The sequence below is a fragment of the Luteimonas huabeiensis HB2 genome, assembly GCF_000559025.1.
Lineage (GTDB): Bacteria > Pseudomonadota > Gammaproteobacteria > Xanthomonadales > Xanthomonadaceae > Luteimonas > Luteimonas huabeiensis.
Genome location: NZ_JAAN01000023.1, coordinates 1 through 19377, shown reverse-complemented (window position 1 = coordinate 19377; position 19377 = coordinate 1). Strand labels below are relative to the sequence as shown.

Below are 19377 nucleotides of genomic sequence, written 5' to 3'. Positions count from 1 at the left end.
CGCCCGCGTCGTCGCGCGCTCAGGGGCCCGGCGACACCCGGATGTCGGACAGGCGCCAGCGCAGGCCGCGCCGGGTCAGCACGAACACCATCGGCTGCCCGTCCTCGTCGGCGATGGCGATGGTGAAGCGCGACGGCGATTCGTAGCGGTAGGCGGCGTCGCGGAAGGGCTGCGGCCGCTGCGCCTCGGGCACGGTGTGCAGGGGCGGGCGGCCATCCACGCGCGACCAGATCCGGCGACCTTCCATCAGCGCGGCCAGGCCGATCGGGGTGGCCATCGCATCGACCGCGCCGCCGGCGACGCCGCGCGCGGCCTGCAGGCCCCACTGTCCGAGCAGGCTGCCGCCGGCGCGTTCGCCGTATTCGCGGGCCAGCCAGTCTTCGGCCTGCGCCCTGAGGCTGGCGCGCAGCGCCGGGAAATCGACCTGCCGCGCGAGCGCGCGGCTGTCGTCGGCGCGCACCGCCTGCTGGATCGCGCGCACGGTCAGGAACGGGCCGGCCGCCACGTAGGCGGCCAGCGCCAGCGCCAGCGCGGCGAGCGCCCAGGGCAGCCAGCGGCGGGCGGGCAGGGGCATCGCTCAGAACTCCAGGTCCAGGGCCGCGCAGAGATAGTCCATGAACGGCGCGGTCGCCCGCAGATCGCGCTCGAGCGTCGCGCGCAGGCGCGGGCCGGTCATCAGGTCGTCGTCGAGCGGGCGCACGACGATGAAGTTGCGCCGCCGCAGGTCGTCGAGGAACGGGAAGTCCTCGGGGAAGCCGCGCGGCGGGCGGACCAGCATCTCGTCGTCGGACAGCGGGTAGCGCCGCGCCATCGCCGGGGCGCGGGCGGCGCGGCGCCAGCCCTCCGGGTTGTCGACGATGAACTGGCGGATCCTGCGGACCACCGGCGTGTCCGGGTGCCAGATGCCGGCGGCGAAGAAATGCTCGCCCGGTTGCAGGTGCAGGTACCAGGACGGCGCCGGTACCTCGCGGCGCCGCGCGTGGAACAGGCGCGCGCCCTGCCAGGGCTTGTAGGGGCTCTTGTCGCGCGCGTAGCGGGTGTCGCGCTGGATGCGGAACAGCGAGCCGCCGAGCGGGCGGGGGTCGGCGCGGAAGTGCGGGCTGATCGCGGCCAGCGCCGGCTGCAGGTCGCCGAGCAGGCGCTGGAAGGGCTCGCGCACGTGGGCCTCGTAGTCGGCCTTGTGGGCGTGGAACCAGTCGCGTTCGTTGTGCCGCGCGAGCCCGCGCAGGAAGCGGAAGGAGCGGTCGCTGAAGTACACGGTCATGGTGCGATTGTAGGCGGCCGGCGGCCGCGGGGCCCGAGGCCGTGCGACTCAGGCCAGCGAGGCGGCGATCTCCCGGCCCCAGGCCTCGAGCCGGTCGAGCAGCGCCTGCACCTCGCCCTGGCCGGCGCGCGCGGCGCGCAGCGCGGCGATCTCGGCGAAGAAGGCCGGCAGCGACTGTTCGGACAGTTCGCTGCCCTCGGCCAGGCGCCGGCGGCGGTAGTCGTCCCAGCGCGCGCGTTCCTCCGGCGTCAGCAGCTCCGGCCAGTTGCGCGCGCGGTAGCGGAACAGCAGTTCGACCAGCCGCGGGTCCTGGAAGCCGAAGTCGCGCGCGCCCAGCTGCGCGGGCGGGGTCGCGCGGAGCTCGGCGCAGCGGCGGCGGTCGGCGTCGCCGACGAAGCCGTCGTACAGGGAGGCATCGGCATCCGCGGGGGCGCGTTCCTCGCCGGCCGCGTAGACCCGCCGCACCTTTTCCGCCAGCGCGGGGCCGGCCTCGCGCAGCCGCGCGGCGCGCGCCTGCACGGTCGCCGGGTCCAGCCGCAGCCGCTCGATGTCGGCGCCGGTGAGGTGGTGCCAGGCGACCAGGGCCGGACAGCGGTTGAGGTGCACCTCCTTCAGCGCGACGCGGGTCTCGCCCTCGGGCAGGTCGCGCGCCGGGGTGTACAGGCGGTCGGCGATCTCGTCGGGCGCCAGCGCCAGCAGCCGCTCGGGGTCGTCGGCCAGGTCGAACACGATCACCCGGCTGTCGATGCGCGGGTGGCGGGCGAGCGGCAGCACCGCCGCGGCGCACAGTTGCGCGGCCGGGTAGCGCTGGGAGACGTGCAGCACCGGCTCCATCCGTGCCACGTCCAGCAGGATCGCGGCGTGGCGCTTGTCGCGCAGGCGCAGGGCGTAGTCCCACAGCCGCGGCTGCGCCTGCCGCAGCCGCCGCGCCATGCCGATCAGCGCGCGCACGTCCGAGACCGCCTCGTGGGCCTCGCCGATGCGCACGCCGTTGGCGGCGGCCAGGTGCTCGAGCCGGAACGAGGGCGCGCCGTCGTCGCGCTTGGGCCACACGATCCCGTCCGGGCGCAGCGCGTGCGCCAGCCGCATCACGTCGAGCAGGTCCCAGCGCGAGTTGCCGCTGCGCCATTCGCGCTCGTAGGGGTCGTGGAAGTTGCGGAACAGGCCGTAGCGCACGAACTCGTCGTCGAAGCGCAGCGAGTTGTAGCCGACCGTGCAGGTGCGCGGCTGCGACATCGCCTCCTGCACGATGGCCATCGCCTCGGCCTCGTTCACGCCCTCGCGCAGCGCGCGCTGCGGGGCGATGCCGGTGACCAGGGTCGCGGCGGGCGAGGGCAGCAGGTCGTCGGCCGGCCGCACCATGACGTCCAGCGGCGCCTCGATCTCGTTGAGCGCCTCGTCGGTGCGGATCGCGGCGAACTGGGCGATGCGGGTGCGGCGCGGGTCGGCGCCGAAGGTCTCGAGGTCGTAGAACAGGAAACTGGCGGCCATCAGGCGTCCGGCTCCAGGGGATCGAGTCGGGCCAGCACGGCGGCGTCCAGCGCCGCGCGGTCGACCTGGTCGAGTCGGGCGAGGCCGGCCGTGGCCTCGCGCAGCAGTGCGCGCTGGATCTCGCTGCGTTCCAGCGCGACGCGATAGGGAATGCGCATGAAGGTCACCATCGCGTAATGGGGCACGAAGCGGCCCGGGTGGCGCGCCTGCAGCTCCAGCTCCAGCGCGCGCTGCAGCAGGTAGTCGGCGTCGTCCACGCGGTCGCGCATCTCGTGGTAGTTCTCCAGCGCCATGCGCTGGATGGCAGCGGCATTGGGGCGGCGCTCGGCCTCGAAGGCGGCGAACGCGGCGGCGAAGTCGTCGTGGGCGTCGAGGTGGGCGGCCAGCGCCACGCAATCCTCGAACGCGCAGTTCATGCCCTGGCCGTGGAACGGGACCATCGCGTGGGCGGCGTCGCCCAGCAGCACCGCGCGGCCGCCCAGCGACCAGCGGTCGAGGTACAGCGTCGCCAGCTCGCCGACCGGGTTGGCGGCCCAGTCCCGCTCCAGGTCGGGGATCAGCGGCAGCGCGTCGGCGAAATCGCGCGCGAACAGCGCACGCGCCTGCGCCGGGGTGCGCACGGTGTCGAAGCCGGGGTCGCCGCGGTTGGGCATGAACAGCGTCACCGTGAAGGTGCGCTCGTCGTTGGGCAGGGCGATGCACATGTAGTCGCCGCGCGGCCAGATGTGCAGCGCGTTCGGCTCGATGCGGAAGCCGCCGTCGGGCGCCGGCGGGATCTCCAGCTCGCGATAGGCATGATCCAGTGGCTCGACGCGCTCGCCCAGGTCGGTCACCGCGGACATCGCCCGCCGCAGCGCCGAGCCGGCGCCGTCCGCGCCGACCAGGGCATCGAACGGCACCGCGTGCGCCGCGCCGTCGCGGTCGTCGACGAAGTGGGCGATGCGCGCGTCGAAGTCGGCGTGGGCCAGCCGGCGGTCGAAGTGCACGTGCGCGCCGGCGCGCTCGGCGATGTCGAGCAGGGTCAGGTTGAGGTCGCCGCGATGGACCGACCAGATCGCCTCGGAATCGTCGCGGCCGTAGCGCTGCAGCTGCTGGCGGCCGTCGAGGAAGTGCACCATGCGCCCGCGCATCAGCACCGCCTGCCGCATCACCGCGTCCTCGGCGCCGGCCTGGCGCAGCGCGTGGCGGCCGCGTTCGGCCAGCGCGAGGTTGATCGAGCGGCCGCCGGCATAACCTTGGCGGCGCGGGTCGCCGCGCTTCTCGTACAGGTCCACCCGCCAGCCGCGCTGCGCGAGCAGGGTGCCGAGCAGGGCGCCGGCCAGGCCGGCGCCGACGATGGCGATCCGCCGTGCGCGGGCGTTCATGCCGGCGGCCTCACTGCGACTGGCGCCAGCCGAGCGCGCTGCGCGCGAAGCGCAGCACGTCGGCGTGGTGGTTGTAGAGCGGGGCCGGGGAGATGCGGATCGTGTCGGGCTCGCGCCAGTCGCCGAGCACGCCGTCGGCGGACAGGTGGTCGAACAGCGCGCGGCCGGCGTCGCGGCCGGCGCGCACGCGCAGCGAGAGCTGGCAGCCGCGCTGGGCGGGATCCTTCGGGGTCAGGATCTCGAGGACATCGTCCAGGTGATCGCGCACCAGCGCTTCCAGGTAGCCGGTGAGCCGCTGCGAGCGCGCGCGCAGCGCCGCCATGCCGGCGCGGCCGAACAGGTCCAGCGAGGCGCGCAGCGGCGCCAGGCCCAGGATCGGCGGGTTGCTGAGCTGCCAGCCCTCGGCGCCCGGCGTGGGCGCGAAGCGCGGGCCCATGCGGAAGCGGGTGACGGCCTCGTGGCCCCACCAGCCGGCGAAGCGCGGGCGGTCGGTGCGCGCATGGCGGGCATGGACGAAGGCCCCGGCGACCGCGCCCGGGCCGGCGTTGAGGTACTTGTAGTGGCACCACACCGCGAAGTCGGCGCCGGCATCGTGCAGGCGCAGCGGCAGGTTGCCGACGGCATGGGCGAGGTCGAAGCCGGCGATCGCGCCGGCGGTGTGGGCCAGGCGGGCGATCGCGGCCACGTCGAAGGCCTGGCCGGTGCGGTACTGCACGCCCGGCCACAGCACCAGCGCCAGGCGCGGGCCGTGGCGCTCGATGGCCTGCTCGATCGCCGCCATCGAGACCGTGCCGCCCGGCGCGTCGGGCGCCACCTCGATCAGGTCGGTGGCCGGGTCGAAGCCGTGGAAGCGGATCTGCGATTCCACCGCGTAGCGGTCGGAGGGAAACGCGCCGGCCTCGATCAGGATCGCCGGGCGCTCGGCGGTGGGCCGGTAGAAGCTCACCATCAGCAGGTGCAGGTTGGCGGTGAGCGAGTTCATCGCCACCACCTCCTCGCGCTCGGCTCCCACCACCTCCGCCAGCGGCGCGGCCACCAGCTCGTGGTAGGGCATCCACTGCGCCTGGCCGCGGAAGTGGCCTTCCACCGCCTCGTGCGCCCATTTCTCCAGCACTTCCTCCACGTGCGCGCGCGCGCCGCGCGGTTGCAGGCCGAGCGAATTGCCGCAGAAGTAGGCCTGTTCGCGGCCCTCGTGCAGCGGGACGTGGAATTCGGCGCGCAGCGCGGCCAGCGGATCGCCGGCGTCGAGGGCGCGGGCGTGGTCTTCGGACAGCGGGACGGTCAAGGCGTGGGCGCTCTCATCGGCTTGGCGGCGGCCGGGGCGGGCTCCGGCGCGGGCTGGGGCGGGATGTTGGGCCGGATGCGGCCATCATGCAAACCGGGCCGCCGGCAGGCCCAGCCATTCCAGCGCGGTGCCGTGGTACAGCCGCGCCTGACCCGCCTCGTCCAGGCCCAGCGCGGCGATGCCCGCGCCGGGCGTCTGCTCGCCCAGCGGGAAGGGGTAGTCGGTGCCCAGCATCACCCGCTCGATGCCGCAGGTCTCGATCAGGTAGCGCAGCGCGCGCGCGTCGGCGACCCAGGAATCGAAGTACAGCCGCTGCAGGTAGTCGCGCGGGTTGCGCGGGTTGTCGGTGGCGACCAGGTCCGGGCGCATGTTGAAGCCGTGCTCGATGCGGCCGATGGTGTAGGGGAAGCTGCCGCCGCCGTGGGCCAGGCAGACCTTGAGCTTCGGCAGCCGTTCCAGCACGCCGCCGAAGACCAGGCAGCAGGCCGCGCGCGATTGCTCGGCGGGCATGCCGACCAGCCACGGCAGCCAGTACTTGGGCATGCTCTCCGCGCCCATCATGTCCCAGGGATGCACCAGGATCGCCGCGCCCAGGTCGGCGGCGGCCTCGAAGAACGGGAACAGCTCCGGCGCGTCGAGGTTCCACGCGCCCACGTGGGAGCCGATCTGCACGCCCTGCAGGCCGAGCTGGTCCATGCAGCGTTCCAGCTCCTGCACTGCCAGCCGCGGCGATTGCAGCGGCACCGTGCCGATGCCCGCGTAGTGGCGCGGGTGCGCGGCCACCGTCTCGGCCATGTGGTCGTTGAGCGCGGCGTGCAGCTCCAGCGCGTGCTGCGGCCGGGCCCAGTAGCTGAACATCACCGGCACCGTGCTGATGACCTGCACCTGCACGCCGAAGCGCGCGTAGTCCTCGATGCGCTCGCGCGCGTCCCAGGTGTTGGAGCGGATCTCGCGGAAGAAGCGCCCGTCCTTGTAGATGCGGTGGCGGCCGTCGGCGGTGTGGTGGATCACCGGGAAGCGCGCGTCGCCGTACTTCGCGGCCAGGTCGGGCCAGTCGCGCGGCAGGTAGTGGGCGTGGATGTCGATCTTCAGCATGGCCGAGACCTCATGGCAGTGCGCTCGCTACCTGGTCGCCGGCTTGCAGGATGTCCAGCACCAGTCGTTCCGAGACCTCGATGTGACCTTCGTATTCGGCCAGGTTGCGCACATCGTGCGCCTTGGCGAGCACGCGCCAGACCTCGGGGCCCAGTCCGAGCGTATGCGGCAGGACCTGGAACACGATGTAGCGGTGCCGCGCACGGTAGCCCCGCATGCGCAACGCCGCCAGGCAGAGGGCGTGGGCGCCGTTGTAGGCGAGGTCGAAGCGGCTCTCGAGCGAGAGCGTGGCGTTTCCGGCATCGGCGAGGCGCACGCGGCCGGAGCGCAGCAGGCCCGCGATCTCCGCCTCGTCCGGCAGCTCGGCCGACAGCGGGCCGCCCGGCCCGGCGAGGTTTTCAAACGGCGAGGGCATGCTCGTCCCCGATCAACCATAGCCGCGGCTGTTCCAGCACCCGGGTCACGAAGGCGTTGCCATCGCCGATGCGCTGGCGCAGCTCGGCCTGCGTGTAGAGCGTCGGATTGATCTCGCGGCCCATGCGTTCGCTCAGCGGATGCAGCGCCAGCATGACCTCGGCATAGGACAGCGCATCGGAGACCAGCATCAGGTCGATGTCGCTGGAGGCGGTATCGCGGCCCTTGGCGACGGAACCGTAGACGAACGCCGCCTGCAGGCGGTCCGCCAGCGGCGACAGCGCTTCGCGCAGCGGGCCGGCCAGCCCGAAGGTCTTGCGGACGATGCTCACCAGCTCGTCGTGGATCGGCGCGTCCGGGTTGGCGCGATAGCGCTTCTGGTTGCCCACCTGCCGCACGTCGATCAGTCCGCTGCCGCTCAGGCGGGCGACCTCGCGCTGCACCGCGCCGCTCCCGGCGCCGGTCTCGTGGATCAGCTCGCTCACCGTATAGCTGCGCCCGGGATCGCCGAACAGGCAGCCGAGCACGCGACGCTGGGTGGCGGTGAACAGCGCGTCCGACAGGCTGGTGGCCGCGTAGCGCGCGGCGCGCTCGCCGACCCGGGAGTTCGTCTTGCCCATATTGGGCACGATAATGCCCATATTGGGTTCCCTCAAGTCAGGTCAGGTCGGCCAGCGAATCCGGCGCGGCGTCGTAGCGGGCCGGGCGCGGGTTGAGGTGGCCGCAGGCGTCGCAGGTGCGCAGGTCGGTGGAGCCGAAGAAGCGGTCGAACACCGGCGGGAAGTCCTGCTCGATGTCGCGCAGGTGGAAGTACGCCTCGTAGAGCTTGTGATTGCAGCGTTCGCAGAACCACAGCAGGCCGTCGTCCTCGTGCGGCAGGCGCCGGCGCTCGATCACCAGCCCGACCGAGTCGGGGCCGCGCTGCGGCGAGTGCGGCACCTTCGGCGGCAGCAGGAAGGTCTGGCCGGCGCGGATGGGGATGTCGCGCGGCCGGCCGTCTTCCTGGATGCGCAGCACCATCTCGCCCTCCAGCTGGTAGAACCACTCCGGGCCTTCGTCGTAGTGGTAGTCGGTGCGGGCGTTGGGGCCGCCGACGACCATGACGATGAAGTCGCCGTCGTAGATGCATTTGTTGCCGACCGGCGGCTTCAGCAGGTGGCGGTGCGCGTCGATCCAGGCCTGGAGATCGATCGGTTCGGGCAGCATGGCGCGGCTCCTTCGGGGTGCTGGGGCGGGGCTCGTGTCGGTGCGAGGCCTGCGGCGTCTAGGCCCTCGCCCCACCGCCGGCATCGGCGGCAGTCCCCCCCTCTCCCGCGGGGCGGGCGAGGGGCGAGGACGGGCGGCCTGCGGCCGCCGATGTTCCGACGTGGGCGATGCACTTCAACTCGATCGCGATCGGCGTGGGCAGGGCGGCGATGCCGAGCGTGGTGCGGCAGGGCGCGGTGGCGGGGTCGGGGAAGGCTTCGGCCCAGGCGGCGTTGTAGGCGGCGAAGTCGCCGGCCAGGTCGGTCAGGTAGACGGTCACGTCCACCAGGTCCTCCCAGCGCGCGCCGGCGCTCTCCAGCACCGCGCGCACATTGGCGAACACCGCGCGCGCCTGCGCGGCGATGTCGTGCGCGACCAGCCGGCCCGCGGCGTCGTGGACGTTGCCGGGGACCGCGTCGGTGGCCGGGTCGCGCGGGCCGATGCCGGACAGGAACAGCAGCTCGCCGACGCGGCGCGCGTGCGGGTAGCGGCCGACCGGCTTCGGCGCGCCGGCGGCGTGGACCGCGTCAGCCATCGCGGCGGCCCCGGGCGGCGACCGCCGCCACGTCCGCCACCGCGCTCCGGTAGGCCTCGGCGACCTGCTCGGGCGCGGAGACGTCCATCCCCAGTTCGCGCACGCGGCCGTCGCCCAGCGCATAGACCCAGCCGTGCACGGCGAGCTTCTGCCCGCGCGCCCAGGCATCGCGCACCACGGTGGTCTGGCAGACGTTGAGCGCCTGCTCGATGGCGTTGAGCTCGCACATGCGCGCGTGGCGCAGCGCCGGATCCTCGATCGAGTCCAGCAGCGCCGCGTGCTTGTGCGCGAGGTCGGAGACGTGGCGCAGCCAGTTGTCGGCCAGGCCGACGCGGGTGCCGGTCATCGCCGCGTGCACGCCGCCGCAGCCGTAGTGGCCGACCAGCAGGATGTGCTCGACCTTGAGGATGTCCACCGCGAATTGGATCACCGACAGCGCGTTGAGGTCGCCGTGCGAGAGCACGTTGGCGACGTTGCGGTGCACGAACACCTCGCCCGGGTCCAGCCCCAGGATCTGGTTGGCCGGCACCCGCGAATCGGAGCAGCCGATCCACAGGTAGCGCGGGGTCTGCTGGCGCGAGAGCCGGTCGAAGAAGCCGGGGTCCTCGCGCGAGATGCGTTCGGCCCAGTCGCGGTTGCGTCGCAGGAGATCGTCGAGTTCGCCCATGCCGCGCATTATTCCAGAGACGGGCCCAGGGCAAGGCCCACGTTCTTCGGTTCGGTGAAGAAGCGCATCGCCTCCATCCCGCCTTCGCGGCCGAGCCCGGAGGCGCCGGTGCCGCCGAAGGGCGTGCGCAGGTCGCGCATCAGCCAGGTGTTGATCCACACCATGCCCACCCGCAGCCGCGCGGCCAGCCGGTGGGCGCGGTCCAGATCGCGCGTCCACACGCTGGCCGACAGGCCGTAGTCGCAGGCGTCGGCCAGGGCCAGCGCCTGGGCCTCGTCGTCGAAGGACTGCAGGGTGGCGACCGGGCCGAAGATCTCCTCGCGGTTGGTCGCCGTGTCCGGCCCCAGCCCCTCCAGCAGCGTGGGCGCGACGAACCAGCCCGGCCGATCCAGTGCGCCGCCGCCGCACAGCACGGTCGCGCCCTCGGTGCGGGCGCGCGCCAGCGCCGCGGTCACCTTGTCGAAGTGCGCCTGCGACACCAGCGGGCCGACGCGCACGCCGGGGTCCATCGGGTCGCCCACCGGCAGCGCGCGCACGCGCTCGACCAGCGCGTCGCGGAAGCGGTGCCGGATGCCGCGCTCGACCAGGATCCGCGAGCCGCACAGGCAGATCTGGCCGCTGTTCTGGAGCGCCGAGCGCACCAGGGTGTCGAGATGGCGCTCCCAGTCGGCGTCGGCGAACACCAGCGTCGGGTTCTTGCCGCCCAGCTCCAGCGAGAGCTTCTTCAGCATCGGCGCGGCCAGGCCGGCGATGCGGCGGCCGACCGCGGTGCTGCCGGTGAACGAGATCGCGCGCACCTGCGGGTGCGTCACCAGCGCCTCGCCCACGACCTCGCCGCGGCCGTGCACGATGCCGAGCGCGCCGTCGGGAAAGCCGGCCTCGGCCAGCAGGCCGCCCAGCAGGGTGGCGGTGGCCGGGGTCAGCTCGGAGGGTTTGGCGACGACCGCGTTGCCGGCGGCGAGCGCCGGTGCGATCTTCCACGTGAACAGGTACAGCGGCAGGTTCCACGGCGAGATCGTCGCCACCGTGCCCAGGGGCTGGCGCAGGGTGTAGTTCAGCCCCGCCTGGCCGTGGTGGCACTCGCTGGCGAACTGGGTGGCGGCATGGGCGAAGAAGCGCAGGTTGGCGATCGCGCGCGGGATCTCGGCCTCGCGGGCCAGGGCGTAGGGCTTGCCGGCGTCGCGAGACTCGGCGTGGGCGAAATCGTCGGCGCGGGACTCCAGCAGGTCCGCCAGCCGTTCCAGGCAGCGCGCGCGGCGCTCGGCGGGCCAGCCGCTCCACTCGGGGAAGGCCGCTTCGGCCGCGGCCACGGCCGCCTCGACGTCGTCGGCGGTGCCGTCGGCCACCTGCGCATAGGGCTGCGCGCGCGCGGGATCGAACACGTCCAGCCACGCCGCGGCCGGCGCGACCTGGCGCCCGCCGATGAGGTGGCCGTAGCGCAGCATCCGCGCAGCTTACCCGGCCGCGCGGGCATCCGCCGCCGTACGGGCGCGGCGCTCAGATCGAGGCCATGCGGCCGCCGTCCACCGCCAGGCTGACGCCGGTCACGTAGGCGGCGGCGGGCGAGCACAGGAAGGCGATCGCGGCGGCCGTCTCCTCGGGCCGCGCGAAGCGGCGCGCCGGCACCCCGGCCTGCATGTCGGCACGCACGGCGGCCTCGTCGCGGCGCTCGCGCGCGGCGCGGTCGCGCACGATCTGCGCCAGCCGTCCGGTCTCGGTGTAGCCGGGCAGGACGTTGTTGACGGTGATGCCGTCGGGCCCGAGCTCGCGCGAGAGCGTCTTCGCCCAGCCGGCGACCGCGCCGCGCACGGTGTTGGACACGCCGAGGCCCGGGATCGGCTCGCGCACCGAGGTCGAGACCACGTTGACGATGCGGCCCCAGCGGCGGGCGCGCATCTGCGGCAGCACCGCCTGCACCAGGACCTGGCCGGCGATCAGGTGGCGGCGGAAGGCGTCCAGGTAGTCGTCGGCGGCGGCCGCGTGCGCGCTGCCGCCGGGCGGGCCGCCGGTGTTGTTGACCAGGATGTCGACCGGGCGCGCGGCGACCCGCGTTTCCAGCGTGGCGCGCAGCGCGTCGGTGTCGGCGAAGTCGGCCGCGCAGACGTCGTGGCGCTGGCCGTGCGCGGCCGGCAGGGCCGCGGCGACTTCGCGCAGCACCGCCTCGCGGCGCGCCAGCACGGTGACGGCGGCGCCGAGCAGGGCCAGTTCGTGCGCGGCGGCGCGGCCGATGCCTTCGGAGGCGCCGCAGACGAGCGCGTGCTTGCCGGTGAGGTCGAGGTCCATGCGGGTCTCCTGTGTCGTTCAGGCGCCGGCTGCCGCGCCGTCGTTGCGCATCATCGCCGCGACCGCGCGCGCCTGCGCATCGCCGGACGCCAGCGCCGCGGCCACCGCGGCGCGGTTGGCGGTCGGGTGGTTCTGGCCGAGCTTGTGCTTGACCTCGATGCGCGAGGGCGCGAAGCGGAAGCCGACGATCCCCGCGAGCTGGCGCCGGAACCGCGGCTCGAACGGATCGAACGCCCAGTCGCCGCCCGCGCGCGCCTCGAAGACCGCGCTGGTGCGGACCAGCAGGTCGGCCAGCCCCGCCTCGTCGTCGAAGCGTTCGAGCGCGCCGTGCAGGTGCGCGGTGGCGTAGTTCCAGGTCGGCACCCGCGCGGCGGCCTCCTTGTCCGGATACCAGCCCGGTGAGACGTAGGCCTGCGGCCCGTGCACGATCAGCAGCGCCGGACCCGCATGGGCGCACTGCGGGTTCGCCCGCGCCCAGTGGCCCTCGATGCGCACGGCCTCGCCCTCGCGGCGGTACAGCACCGGCAACTGGGTGGCGCAAGGCGCGCCGTCGGCGCCGACGGTGACCAGGGTGACGAAGGGCGCGGCCGCGAACAGCGCGTCCAGCGCGGCGGGATCCGTGACGGCGAACGCGGCCGGGACGTGCATGCCCGCGGGCCGCGACTCAGGCGCGGCCGCCGGCGAGCTGGCGGACCATCTGCGGGCGCAGGCGCGCCTCGTCCTGGCCCTGCGGCGGCGCCAGTTCGTCCAGCGAGAAGCCGCGCGCCAGCGCATCGTCCTCGTCGAGGCCGTCGTAGCCCACGTACTCCGCGTCCAGCAGCGCCGCGCGGGCGCTGTCCTCGCTGTCGTAGGAGAGGGTATTGCCGTCGCTGTCGAACACTTCCGCCGTGCCGCCCTCGCGCACGCGCAAGCGCGCCCACACGACGGTACGGCCGAGCGTGGCCAGCCACCATTCGTCGTAGCTGCGGGCATCGGCGGGGTTGCGGGTGTCGCGATCGGGCATCGGGGCGTTCAGCTCAGGGACCAAAGCGCCATCATCGCGGCCAGCGCAAGCCCGCACAAGGTCACCACCAGGGCGATGCGGGCCGGCGTGGCCAGGCCGGTGAAGCTGCGGTCGGGCACCTCGCGGTAGCCGCCGGACAGCAGCCAGCGCAGCGCGGCGGGGCTCAGGAAGGCGTGTTCGCCCAGGCGCGCGCGCAGCGCGGGGTCGCGCTCGCGCAGGTGCACCAGCGACAGCGGCCAGAAGATCGCGAAGGCGCAGGCGCCGCCGATGGCGACGCCGAAGAAGACCAGGGCGAAGAACAGGATCATGGGGTGCGGGGGCCGGAGGGCAGAGGTCGGAAGCCGGGGGACTGCAGGCGCGACCCGCGCGAGTCGAATCCTGGCCCCTGGTCCCTGGCCCCCGATCTCTGGCGCCTGCGGTCCATCAGAACTCCGCCAGCCCCGGCGCGCGCGGGTAGGGGATCGCGTCGCGGATGTTGGACAGGCCGCAGACGTAGACCACCAGGCGCTCGAAGCCGAGGCCGAAGCCGGCGTGCGGGACGGTGCCGTAGCGGCGGAAGTCGCGGTACCAGCCGTAGTGCTCGCGGTCCAGGCCGAACTGCGCCATGCGCGCGTCCAGCACGTCCAGGCGCTCCTCGCGCTGCGAGCCGCCGATGATCTCGCCGATGCCCGGCGCCAGCACGTCCATCGCCGCGACCGTGCGACCGTCGTCGTTCAGGCGCATGTAGAAGGCCTTGATGTGCTCGGGGTAGTTGGTCACCACCACCGGCCGGCCCACGTGCTGCTCGGTCAGCCAGCGCTCGTGCTCGGTCTGCAGGTCCAGGCCCCATTCGGCGGGAAACTCGAACTTCTGCCCGGAGTTGCGCAGCAGTTCGACCGCCTCGGTGTACTCGATGCGCTCGAACGGTGCGTTGACGAACTTCTCCAGCCGCGCGATCGCGTCGGTCTGCACGCGTTCGGCGATGAAGGCCATGTCGTCGGCGCGCTCGTCGAGCACCGCGCGGAACAGGTACTTCAGGAAGTCCTCGGCCACCCGCGCGTCCTCGGCCAGGTCGGCGAAGGCGATCTCCGGCTCGATCATCCAGAACTCGGCCAGGTGGCGGGTGGTGTGGCTGTTCTCGGCGCGGAAGGTCGGGCCGAAGGTGTAGACCTTCGACAGCGCCAGGCAGTAGCCCTCGACGTTGAGCTGGCCCGACACGGTGAGGAAGGCCTCGCGGCCGAAGAAGTCGCGTGAGAAGTCGACCTCGCCGTCGTCGCCGCGCGGCAGGTTGGCCAGGTCCAGGGTGGAGACCCGGAACATCTGCCCGGCGCCCTCGGCGTCGGAGGTGGTGATGATCGGGGTGCTGATCCAGTAGTAGCCGTGCTCGTGGAAGTAGCGGTGCACCGCCTTGGCCAGGCAGTCGCGGATGCGGGTGACCGCGCCGAACAGGTTGGTGCGCGGGCGCAGGTGCGCGACCTCGCGCAGGAACTCCAGCGAATGCGCCTTGGGCTGGATCGGATAGGTCTCCGGGTCGTCCACCCAGCCCACCACCTCGACCGCCTCGGCCTGGATCTCGAATTGCTGGCCCTGGCCCTGCGAACGCACCAGCGTGCCGCGCGCGATCACCGAGCAGCCGGCGGTCAGGCGCTTCACCTCGGTGTCGTAGTTGGGCAGGGAGGCGGGCGCGACCACCTGGATCGGGTGGAAGCCGGAACCGTCGCTGACGTTGACGAAGCTCAGGCCCGCCTTGGAATCGCGCCGGGTGCGCACCCAGCCGCGTACCGTCACCTCGCCGCCCTCGGGGATCTTGCCCGCCAGCGCCTGCGCCACGCTCACCGTCGTCATGCCTTGAATTCCGTGCAGGGGAAACCGATATCGGAACGCAGCAGTCTACCGGAGTCCGCCGTCGCGGCGTCCGCTCCGGCATCCCTTCCTCCGCACCGGCGCTACAATTCCCGCATGGCCGTCCATCTCGCTCCCGCCGCCCTCGAACGCGCCCGCCGCTTCGTCGCCTCGACCCCCGGCGCGCTGGGCATCCGCTTCGGCGTGACCCGCACCGGCTGCTCCGGCTGGGGCTACGTGGTCGACCTCGCCCACGAGGAACGCCCGGGCGATGCGATCACCGAGCAGGACGGCATTCGCGTCTACGTCGATGCCGTGAGCCAGCCGATGGTCGACGGCACCGAGATCGATTTCGCGCAGAAGGGCCTGAACCACGAGTTCGTGTTCCGCAACCCGAACGCGGCCGCCGAGTGCGGCTGCGGCGAGAGCTTCACCACGGACCAGGCGCACCGCTGAGCGCGGCGGCCGACCCTGGCGACGCGCCAGGCCTCGCCGGGGGATCGCATCGGCGCCGCCGCGCAGGGCGCGGACGGGCGGGCCGCCTTGCCGCGCCAGGCCATCTCTGCCAGAATGCCCGGCTCCCTGCGCTCCGGCGCCGGGAGCCCTTGCCCCACCGCGCCGGCACGGCCGCCGTCGGGGGGCTATCCGGGCCGCCGGCCGGCGGCCGATAACCGAAAGGACAACCCATGCGTCACTACGAAATCGTGTTCCTGGTCCATCCGGACCAGAGCGAGCAGGTGCCCGCCATGATCGAGCGCTACACCTCGATCGTCGAGGGCGGCAACGGCAAGGTGCACCGTCTCGAGGACTGGGGCCGCCGCCAGCTGGCCTATCCGATCAACAACCTGGTCAAGGCCCACTACGTCATGTTCAACGTCGAGGCCGACCAGTCGGTGCTCAACGAGCTGGTCGAGACCTTCCGCTTCAACGATGCGATCCTGCGCCACCTGGTGATCCGCCGCGACGAGGCGATCACCGAGCAGTCGCTGATCATGAAGAACAAGGACGAGAAGCCCGAGCGCAGCGAGCGTCGCCGCCGCGACGACGAAGGGACCGGCGACGATGCCGGCAAGGCCGAGAAGGCCGAAGACGACACCGCCGAAGCCGCCTGAGGAGACCGTCCATGTCCAAGTTCTTCCGTCGCCGCAAGTACTGCAAGTTCACCGCCGAGGGCGTGAAGGAGATCGACTACAAGGATCTCAACACCCTGCGCCAGAACATCACCGAGAACGGCAAGATCGTGCCCAGCCGCATCACCGGGACCAAGTCGCGCTACCAGCGCCAGCTGGCCACCGCGGTGAAGCGCGCGCGCTTCCTGGCGCTGATCCCGTACACCGACAACCACAACGTGTGATGCCGCGCCCGGTCCGCGCCTGCGCGGGCCGGGTGTGGTACGCCGATCCATGCGTCCGATTCGGACAGCCCCCGTTGCGGCGCCGCCGGCGTCGCTAACGAATACGGAGAGATTCTCATGCAGCTGATCCTTCTGCAGAAGGTCACCAACCTCGGCAACCTCGGCGACAAGGTCAACGTCAAGCCGGGCTACGGTCGCAACTACCTGGTCCCGCAGGGCAAGGCCGTGCCGGCCACCGCCGCCAACCTGGCCGAGTTCGAGGCCCGCCGCGCCGAGTACGAGGCCAAGGCCAAGGCCCAGTTCGACGAGGCGGCCGAGCGTCTTGCCAAGATCCAGGACGTCACCGTCTCGCTGAAGGCCAACGCCTCCAGCGAAGGCAAGCTGTACGGCTCGGTCGGTCCGCGCGACATCGCCGAGGCGCTGTCGGCCCAGGCCGGCGTCGAGATCCACAAGTCCGAGGTGGTGATGGGCGAAGGCCCGCTCCGCCACGTGGGCGAGTACGAGGTCACCGTGCACCTGTACGCCGACGTCGAGGCCCAGGTGAAGGTGGTCATCGAGCCGGAGGCCGTCGCGGTCTGATCCGCGCCAGCCGTGCCGTCTCGACGCGGGCGCCCTCGGGCGCCCGCGTCGTTTCCGGCCCCGGTGTCCGCAGTCTCGGCCGACGAGATCCGGCCGGGCTATGCAGACACCGATGTTATCCACAGCTTGTTCCATCGCGTGCCCACAGGCGCCGGTCCTAGCATGGCGCGCACGCACGCCGTTCGCCGCTCCCGGAGACTCCGCCCACGATGTCCGCCCGTCAACGCTTCGGCCATAGCGCCAGCCAGGATCCGCGCGACGACGCGCGCATCGATCAGCTCCGGGTGCCGCCGCAATCGGTGGAGGCCGAGCAGGCGGTGCTGGGCGGGCTGATGCTCGCGCCCGAGGCGTTCGACCGCATCGCCGACATGCTGGTCGAGCCCGATTTCTATCGCCGCGACCATCAGCTCATCTACCGCGCGATCCGCGAACTGGCCGAGCGCAACCGGCCGTTCGACGCGGTGACCCTGGGCGAGTGGTTCGAGTCGCAGGGCCTGGCCGAGCAGGTCGCCGGCGGCGCCTACCTGGTGGAGCTGGCCAGCACCACGCCCTCGGCCGCCAACATCCGCGCCTATGCCGAGATCGTGCGCGACAAGGCGGTGCTGCGGCAGCTCATCGAGGTCGGCACCGGGATCGTCAACGACGGCTTCCAGCCCGATGGCCGCGATTCCAGCGAGATCCTGGCCAAGGCCGAGCAGGAGGTCTTCGCCATCGCCGAGGCGGGCGCGCGCGGGCGCACCGACTTCACCGCGATCAACAAGGCCATGGCCGAGGCCTTCGACATCCTGCAGACCCGCTTCGCCAACGGCGAGGGCATCACCGGCCTGCCCACCGGCTACGACGCCTTCGACGAGATGACCTCGGGCCTGCAGCCGACCGACCTGCTGATCCTGGCCGCGCGCCCGGCGATGGGCAAGACCACCTTCGCGCTCAACATCGCCGAGTACGCGGCGCTGAAGTCGAAGAAGGCGGTGGCGGTGTTTTCGATGGAAATGTCGGCCAGCCAGCTGGCGCTGCGCCTGATCTCCTCCAACGGCCGCATCAACGCCACCCGCCTGCGCACCGGCCAGCTCGAGGACGAGGACTGGAGCCGGGTCACCAGCGCGATCCGCATGCTGAAGGAGTCGAAGATCTTCATCGACGACACCCCCGGCCTGTCGCCGGAGGTGCTGCGGGCCAAGGCGCGCCGGCTCAAGCGCGAGTACGACCTCGGGCTGGTGGTGATCGACTACCTGCAGCTGATGCAGGTGCCCGGCAACAGCGAGAACCGCGCCACCGAGATCTCGGAGATCTCGCGCTCGCTCAAGGGCCTGGCCAAGGAGCTCAACGTGCCGGTGATCGCGCTGTCGCAGCTCAACCGCTCGCTGGAATCGCGCACCGACAAGCGCCCGGTGATGGCCGACCTGCGCGAATCCGGCGCGATCGAGCAGGACGCGGACATGATCGTCTTCATCTACCGCGACGAGTACTACAACAAGGAGAATTCGCCGGACAAGGGCCTGGCCGAGATCATCATCGGCAAGCACCGAAACGGTCCCACCGGCTCGTTCAAGCTGCGCTTCTTCGGCGAGTACACCCGCTTCGACAACCTCGCCAACGACATGATGGGCAGCTTCGAATAGCGCCCGCGCCCTACAATGCCCGGGCCATGAGCCGTTCCGCACCCCCGTCCCGTCCTGTCCGCGCGGCGCCGCGCCGATGAGCGTCGCCTCCGCCCAGCGCCCGACCCGCATCCTGGTCGATCTCGACCGCCTGGCCGGCAACCTGGAGGCGATCCGCGCCCACGTGCGGGTGCCGGTGATGGCCATCGTCAAGGCCAACGCCTACGGGCACGGGTTGGTGCCGGTGGCGCGGCGGCTGGAAGCCTGCGGCGTGGACCGGTTCGGCGTGGCCTTCCTGGAGGAGGGCGTGGCCCTGCGCCGCGCCGGCGTGCGCGCCCCGATCCTGGTGCTGGGCGGCATCTACGGCCCGCAGGTCGCGCAGTTCCTCGCCCACGACCTCGAGATCACCGTGTCCTCCGTCGACAAGCTGCGGCAGGTCGAGGCCGCGGCGGAATCGGCCGGGCGGCGCGCGGCGGTGCACCTCAAGATCGACACCGGGATGGAGCGGATCGGCGTGCACCACGATTCCGCCGGTCCCTTCGTCGAGGCCGCGGTGGCCTCGCGCTGGTGCGAGGTGAAGGGCATCTACTCGCACCTGGCCTGCGCCGACGATCCCGCCTCGCCGATGACCGCCGTGCAGCTGGCGCGCTTCCTCGACGCCTGCGCGCACTTCGACCGCCTCGGCGCGCCGATGCCGCTGCGTCATCTGGCCAACTCCGGCGGCGTGCTGCATTTTCCCGAGACGCACCTGGACCTGGTGCGGCCGGGCATCGTGCTCTACGGGGTGCTGCCGGCTCCGGCCTCGCGGCCGACGATCCCGGTGCGGCCGGCGCTGTCGCTGGTCTCGCGGGTGGTGTACTTCAAGGTCGTGCGCGCAGGCCGGCCGGTGAGCTACGGCGCGACCTGGGCGCCGCCGGCCGATACCCGGGTGGTGACCGTGCCGATCGGCTACGGCGACGGTTTCCCGCGCGCGCTGTCCTCGCGCGGGCGGGTGCTGATCGGCGGCCGCGCCTATCCGATCGTGGGCCGGGTGTGCATGGATCAGTTCATGGTCGACATCGGCAGCGACAGCGCCTGGAACGAGGACGAGGTGGTGCTGATCGGCCGCCAGGGCGAGGCGGAAATCCGGGTGGAGGCGCTGGCCGAGACCGCCGGCCTGATCCCCTACGAGATCCTGGTCGGCCTCAACGAGCGCGTCCCGCGCGAGTACTAGGCGGTATCGGCACTCGGCGTAAGCGGCGGAGCACCTTGTTTTTCCCTTCCCCCGCGAGCGGGGAGCACTCCGTTTTTCCCTTCCCCCGCGAGCGGGGACCATCCTGATTTTCCTTCCCCCGCGAGCGGGGGAAGGTGCCGAAGGCGGATGGGGGCACGCCGCA

Annotated in this window: 23 protein-coding genes; 6 read left to right on the top strand and 17 right to left on the bottom strand. The window is 72.5% G+C overall.

What is annotated here, in order from left to right; all coding sequences use genetic code 11:
- Positions 1 to 19: 19 nt before the first annotated feature.
- The 17 genes from Z164_RS0109575 to asnS form a co-directional block, all read right to left on the bottom strand.
- On the bottom strand, positions 20 to 574 hold the full coding sequence (locus tag Z164_RS0109575) for a DUF2939 domain-containing protein (RefSeq protein WP_024890481.1): 555 nt from the start codon (positions 572 to 574) through the stop codon (positions 20 to 22).
- Between the two features lie 3 nt (positions 575 to 577).
- Positions 578 to 1264 (bottom strand): DUF2461 domain-containing protein, encoded by a 687-nt coding sequence (locus tag Z164_RS0109570; protein WP_024890480.1) that lies wholly within the window; start codon positions 1262 to 1264, stop codon positions 578 to 580.
- Positions 1265 to 1312: 48 nt separating this feature from the next.
- Complete coding sequence (gene sbcB, locus Z164_RS0109565) at positions 1313 to 2755, bottom strand: exodeoxyribonuclease I (protein WP_024890479.1); 1443 nt, start codon at positions 2753 to 2755, stop codon at positions 1313 to 1315.
- Positions 2755 to 4119, bottom strand: a complete 1365-nt coding sequence (locus Z164_RS0109560) for an FAD-dependent oxidoreductase (RefSeq protein WP_024890478.1) — start codon at positions 4117 to 4119, stop codon at positions 2755 to 2757. The genes sbcB and Z164_RS0109560 overlap by 1 nt, the downstream gene beginning before the upstream one ends.
- Before the next feature lie 10 nt (positions 4120 to 4129).
- Positions 4130 to 5404, bottom strand: coding sequence for a kynureninase (gene kynU / locus Z164_RS0109555; RefSeq protein ID WP_024890477.1), 1275 nt, complete (start codon positions 5402 to 5404; stop codon positions 4130 to 4132).
- A gap of 84 nt (positions 5405 to 5488) precedes the next feature.
- Positions 5489 to 6499 (bottom strand): amidohydrolase family protein, encoded by a 1011-nt coding sequence (locus tag Z164_RS0109550; RefSeq protein ID WP_024890476.1) that lies wholly within the window; start codon positions 6497 to 6499, stop codon positions 5489 to 5491.
- Positions 6500 to 6509: 10 nt separating this feature from the next.
- Complete coding sequence (locus Z164_RS0109545) at positions 6510 to 6914, bottom strand: hypothetical protein (protein WP_024890475.1); 405 nt, start codon at positions 6912 to 6914, stop codon at positions 6510 to 6512.
- Positions 6898 to 7554: a nucleotidyltransferase domain-containing protein gene (locus Z164_RS0109540; RefSeq protein WP_236621785.1), complete on the bottom strand. Its 657-nt coding sequence runs from the start codon at positions 7552 to 7554 to the stop codon at positions 6898 to 6900. The genes Z164_RS0109545 and Z164_RS0109540 overlap by 17 nt, the downstream gene beginning before the upstream one ends.
- 16 nt (positions 7555 to 7570) lie before the next feature.
- Positions 7571 to 8119, bottom strand: a complete 549-nt coding sequence (locus tag Z164_RS0109535) for a 3-hydroxyanthranilate 3,4-dioxygenase (protein ID WP_024890473.1) — start codon at positions 8117 to 8119, stop codon at positions 7571 to 7573.
- Between the two features lie 58 nt (positions 8120 to 8177).
- Complete coding sequence (locus tag Z164_RS0109530; RefSeq protein ID WP_024890472.1) at positions 8178 to 8693, bottom strand: RidA family protein; 516 nt, start codon at positions 8691 to 8693, stop codon at positions 8178 to 8180.
- A complete protein-coding gene (gene can / locus Z164_RS0109525; protein ID WP_024890471.1) occupies positions 8686 to 9360 on the bottom strand; it encodes a carbonate dehydratase in 675 nt (224 codons plus the stop codon). Before can ends, Z164_RS0109530 begins: the two co-directional genes overlap by 8 nt.
- A gap of 8 nt (positions 9361 to 9368) precedes the next feature.
- Complete coding sequence (locus tag Z164_RS0109520) at positions 9369 to 10805, bottom strand: aldehyde dehydrogenase (RefSeq protein ID WP_024890470.1); 1437 nt, start codon at positions 10803 to 10805, stop codon at positions 9369 to 9371.
- Positions 10806 to 10857: 52 nt separating this feature from the next.
- Positions 10858 to 11643 (bottom strand): SDR family oxidoreductase, encoded by a 786-nt coding sequence (locus tag Z164_RS0109515; protein ID WP_024890469.1) that lies wholly within the window; start codon positions 11641 to 11643, stop codon positions 10858 to 10860.
- A gap of 18 nt (positions 11644 to 11661) precedes the next feature.
- Complete coding sequence (locus tag Z164_RS0109510; RefSeq protein WP_024890468.1) at positions 11662 to 12291, bottom strand: FMN-binding negative transcriptional regulator; 630 nt, start codon at positions 12289 to 12291, stop codon at positions 11662 to 11664.
- A gap of 16 nt (positions 12292 to 12307) precedes the next feature.
- On the bottom strand, positions 12308 to 12646 hold the full coding sequence (locus Z164_RS0109505; RefSeq protein WP_024890467.1) for a hypothetical protein: 339 nt from the start codon (positions 12644 to 12646) through the stop codon (positions 12308 to 12310).
- Positions 12647 to 12654: 8 nt separating this feature from the next.
- The gene (locus tag Z164_RS0109500; RefSeq protein ID WP_024890466.1) at positions 12655 to 12954 is read right to left on the bottom strand and encodes a hypothetical protein; all 300 of its coding nucleotides are present in this window, start codon (positions 12952 to 12954) and stop codon (positions 12655 to 12657) included.
- Between the two features lie 115 nt (positions 12955 to 13069).
- Complete coding sequence (asnS, locus tag Z164_RS0109495; RefSeq protein WP_024890465.1) at positions 13070 to 14470, bottom strand: asparagine--tRNA ligase; 1401 nt, start codon at positions 14468 to 14470, stop codon at positions 13070 to 13072.
- A gap of 114 nt (positions 14471 to 14584) precedes the next feature.
- Here asnS and Z164_RS0109490 point away from each other — a divergent pair, with 114 nt between their 5' ends.
- The 6 genes from Z164_RS0109490 (at position 14585) to alr (ending at position 19214) form a co-directional block, all read left to right on the top strand.
- Positions 14585 to 14923, top strand: a complete 339-nt coding sequence (locus Z164_RS0109490; RefSeq protein ID WP_024890464.1) for a HesB/IscA family protein — start codon at positions 14585 to 14587, stop codon at positions 14921 to 14923.
- Between the two features lie 230 nt (positions 14924 to 15153).
- Positions 15154 to 15579 (top strand): 30S ribosomal protein S6, encoded by a 426-nt coding sequence (rpsF, locus tag Z164_RS0109485; RefSeq protein WP_024890463.1) that lies wholly within the window; start codon positions 15154 to 15156, stop codon positions 15577 to 15579.
- Between the two features lie 11 nt (positions 15580 to 15590).
- Entirely contained in the window at positions 15591 to 15821 is a 231-nt protein-coding gene (gene rpsR / locus Z164_RS0109480; RefSeq protein ID WP_024890462.1) for a 30S ribosomal protein S18, read from the top strand.
- Positions 15822 to 15938: 117 nt separating this feature from the next.
- A complete protein-coding gene (rplI, locus tag Z164_RS0109475; RefSeq protein WP_024890461.1) occupies positions 15939 to 16400 on the top strand; it encodes a 50S ribosomal protein L9 in 462 nt (153 codons plus the stop codon).
- Positions 16401 to 16609: 209 nt separating this feature from the next.
- Positions 16610 to 18022: a replicative DNA helicase gene (locus tag Z164_RS0109470; protein WP_024890460.1), complete on the top strand. Its 1413-nt coding sequence runs from the start codon at positions 16610 to 16612 to the stop codon at positions 18020 to 18022.
- A 76-nt stretch (positions 18023 to 18098) separates the two neighbouring features.
- Entirely contained in the window at positions 18099 to 19214 is a 1116-nt protein-coding gene (gene alr, locus Z164_RS0109465) for an alanine racemase (protein ID WP_024890459.1), read from the top strand.
- Positions 19215 to 19377 lie beyond the last annotated feature (163 nt).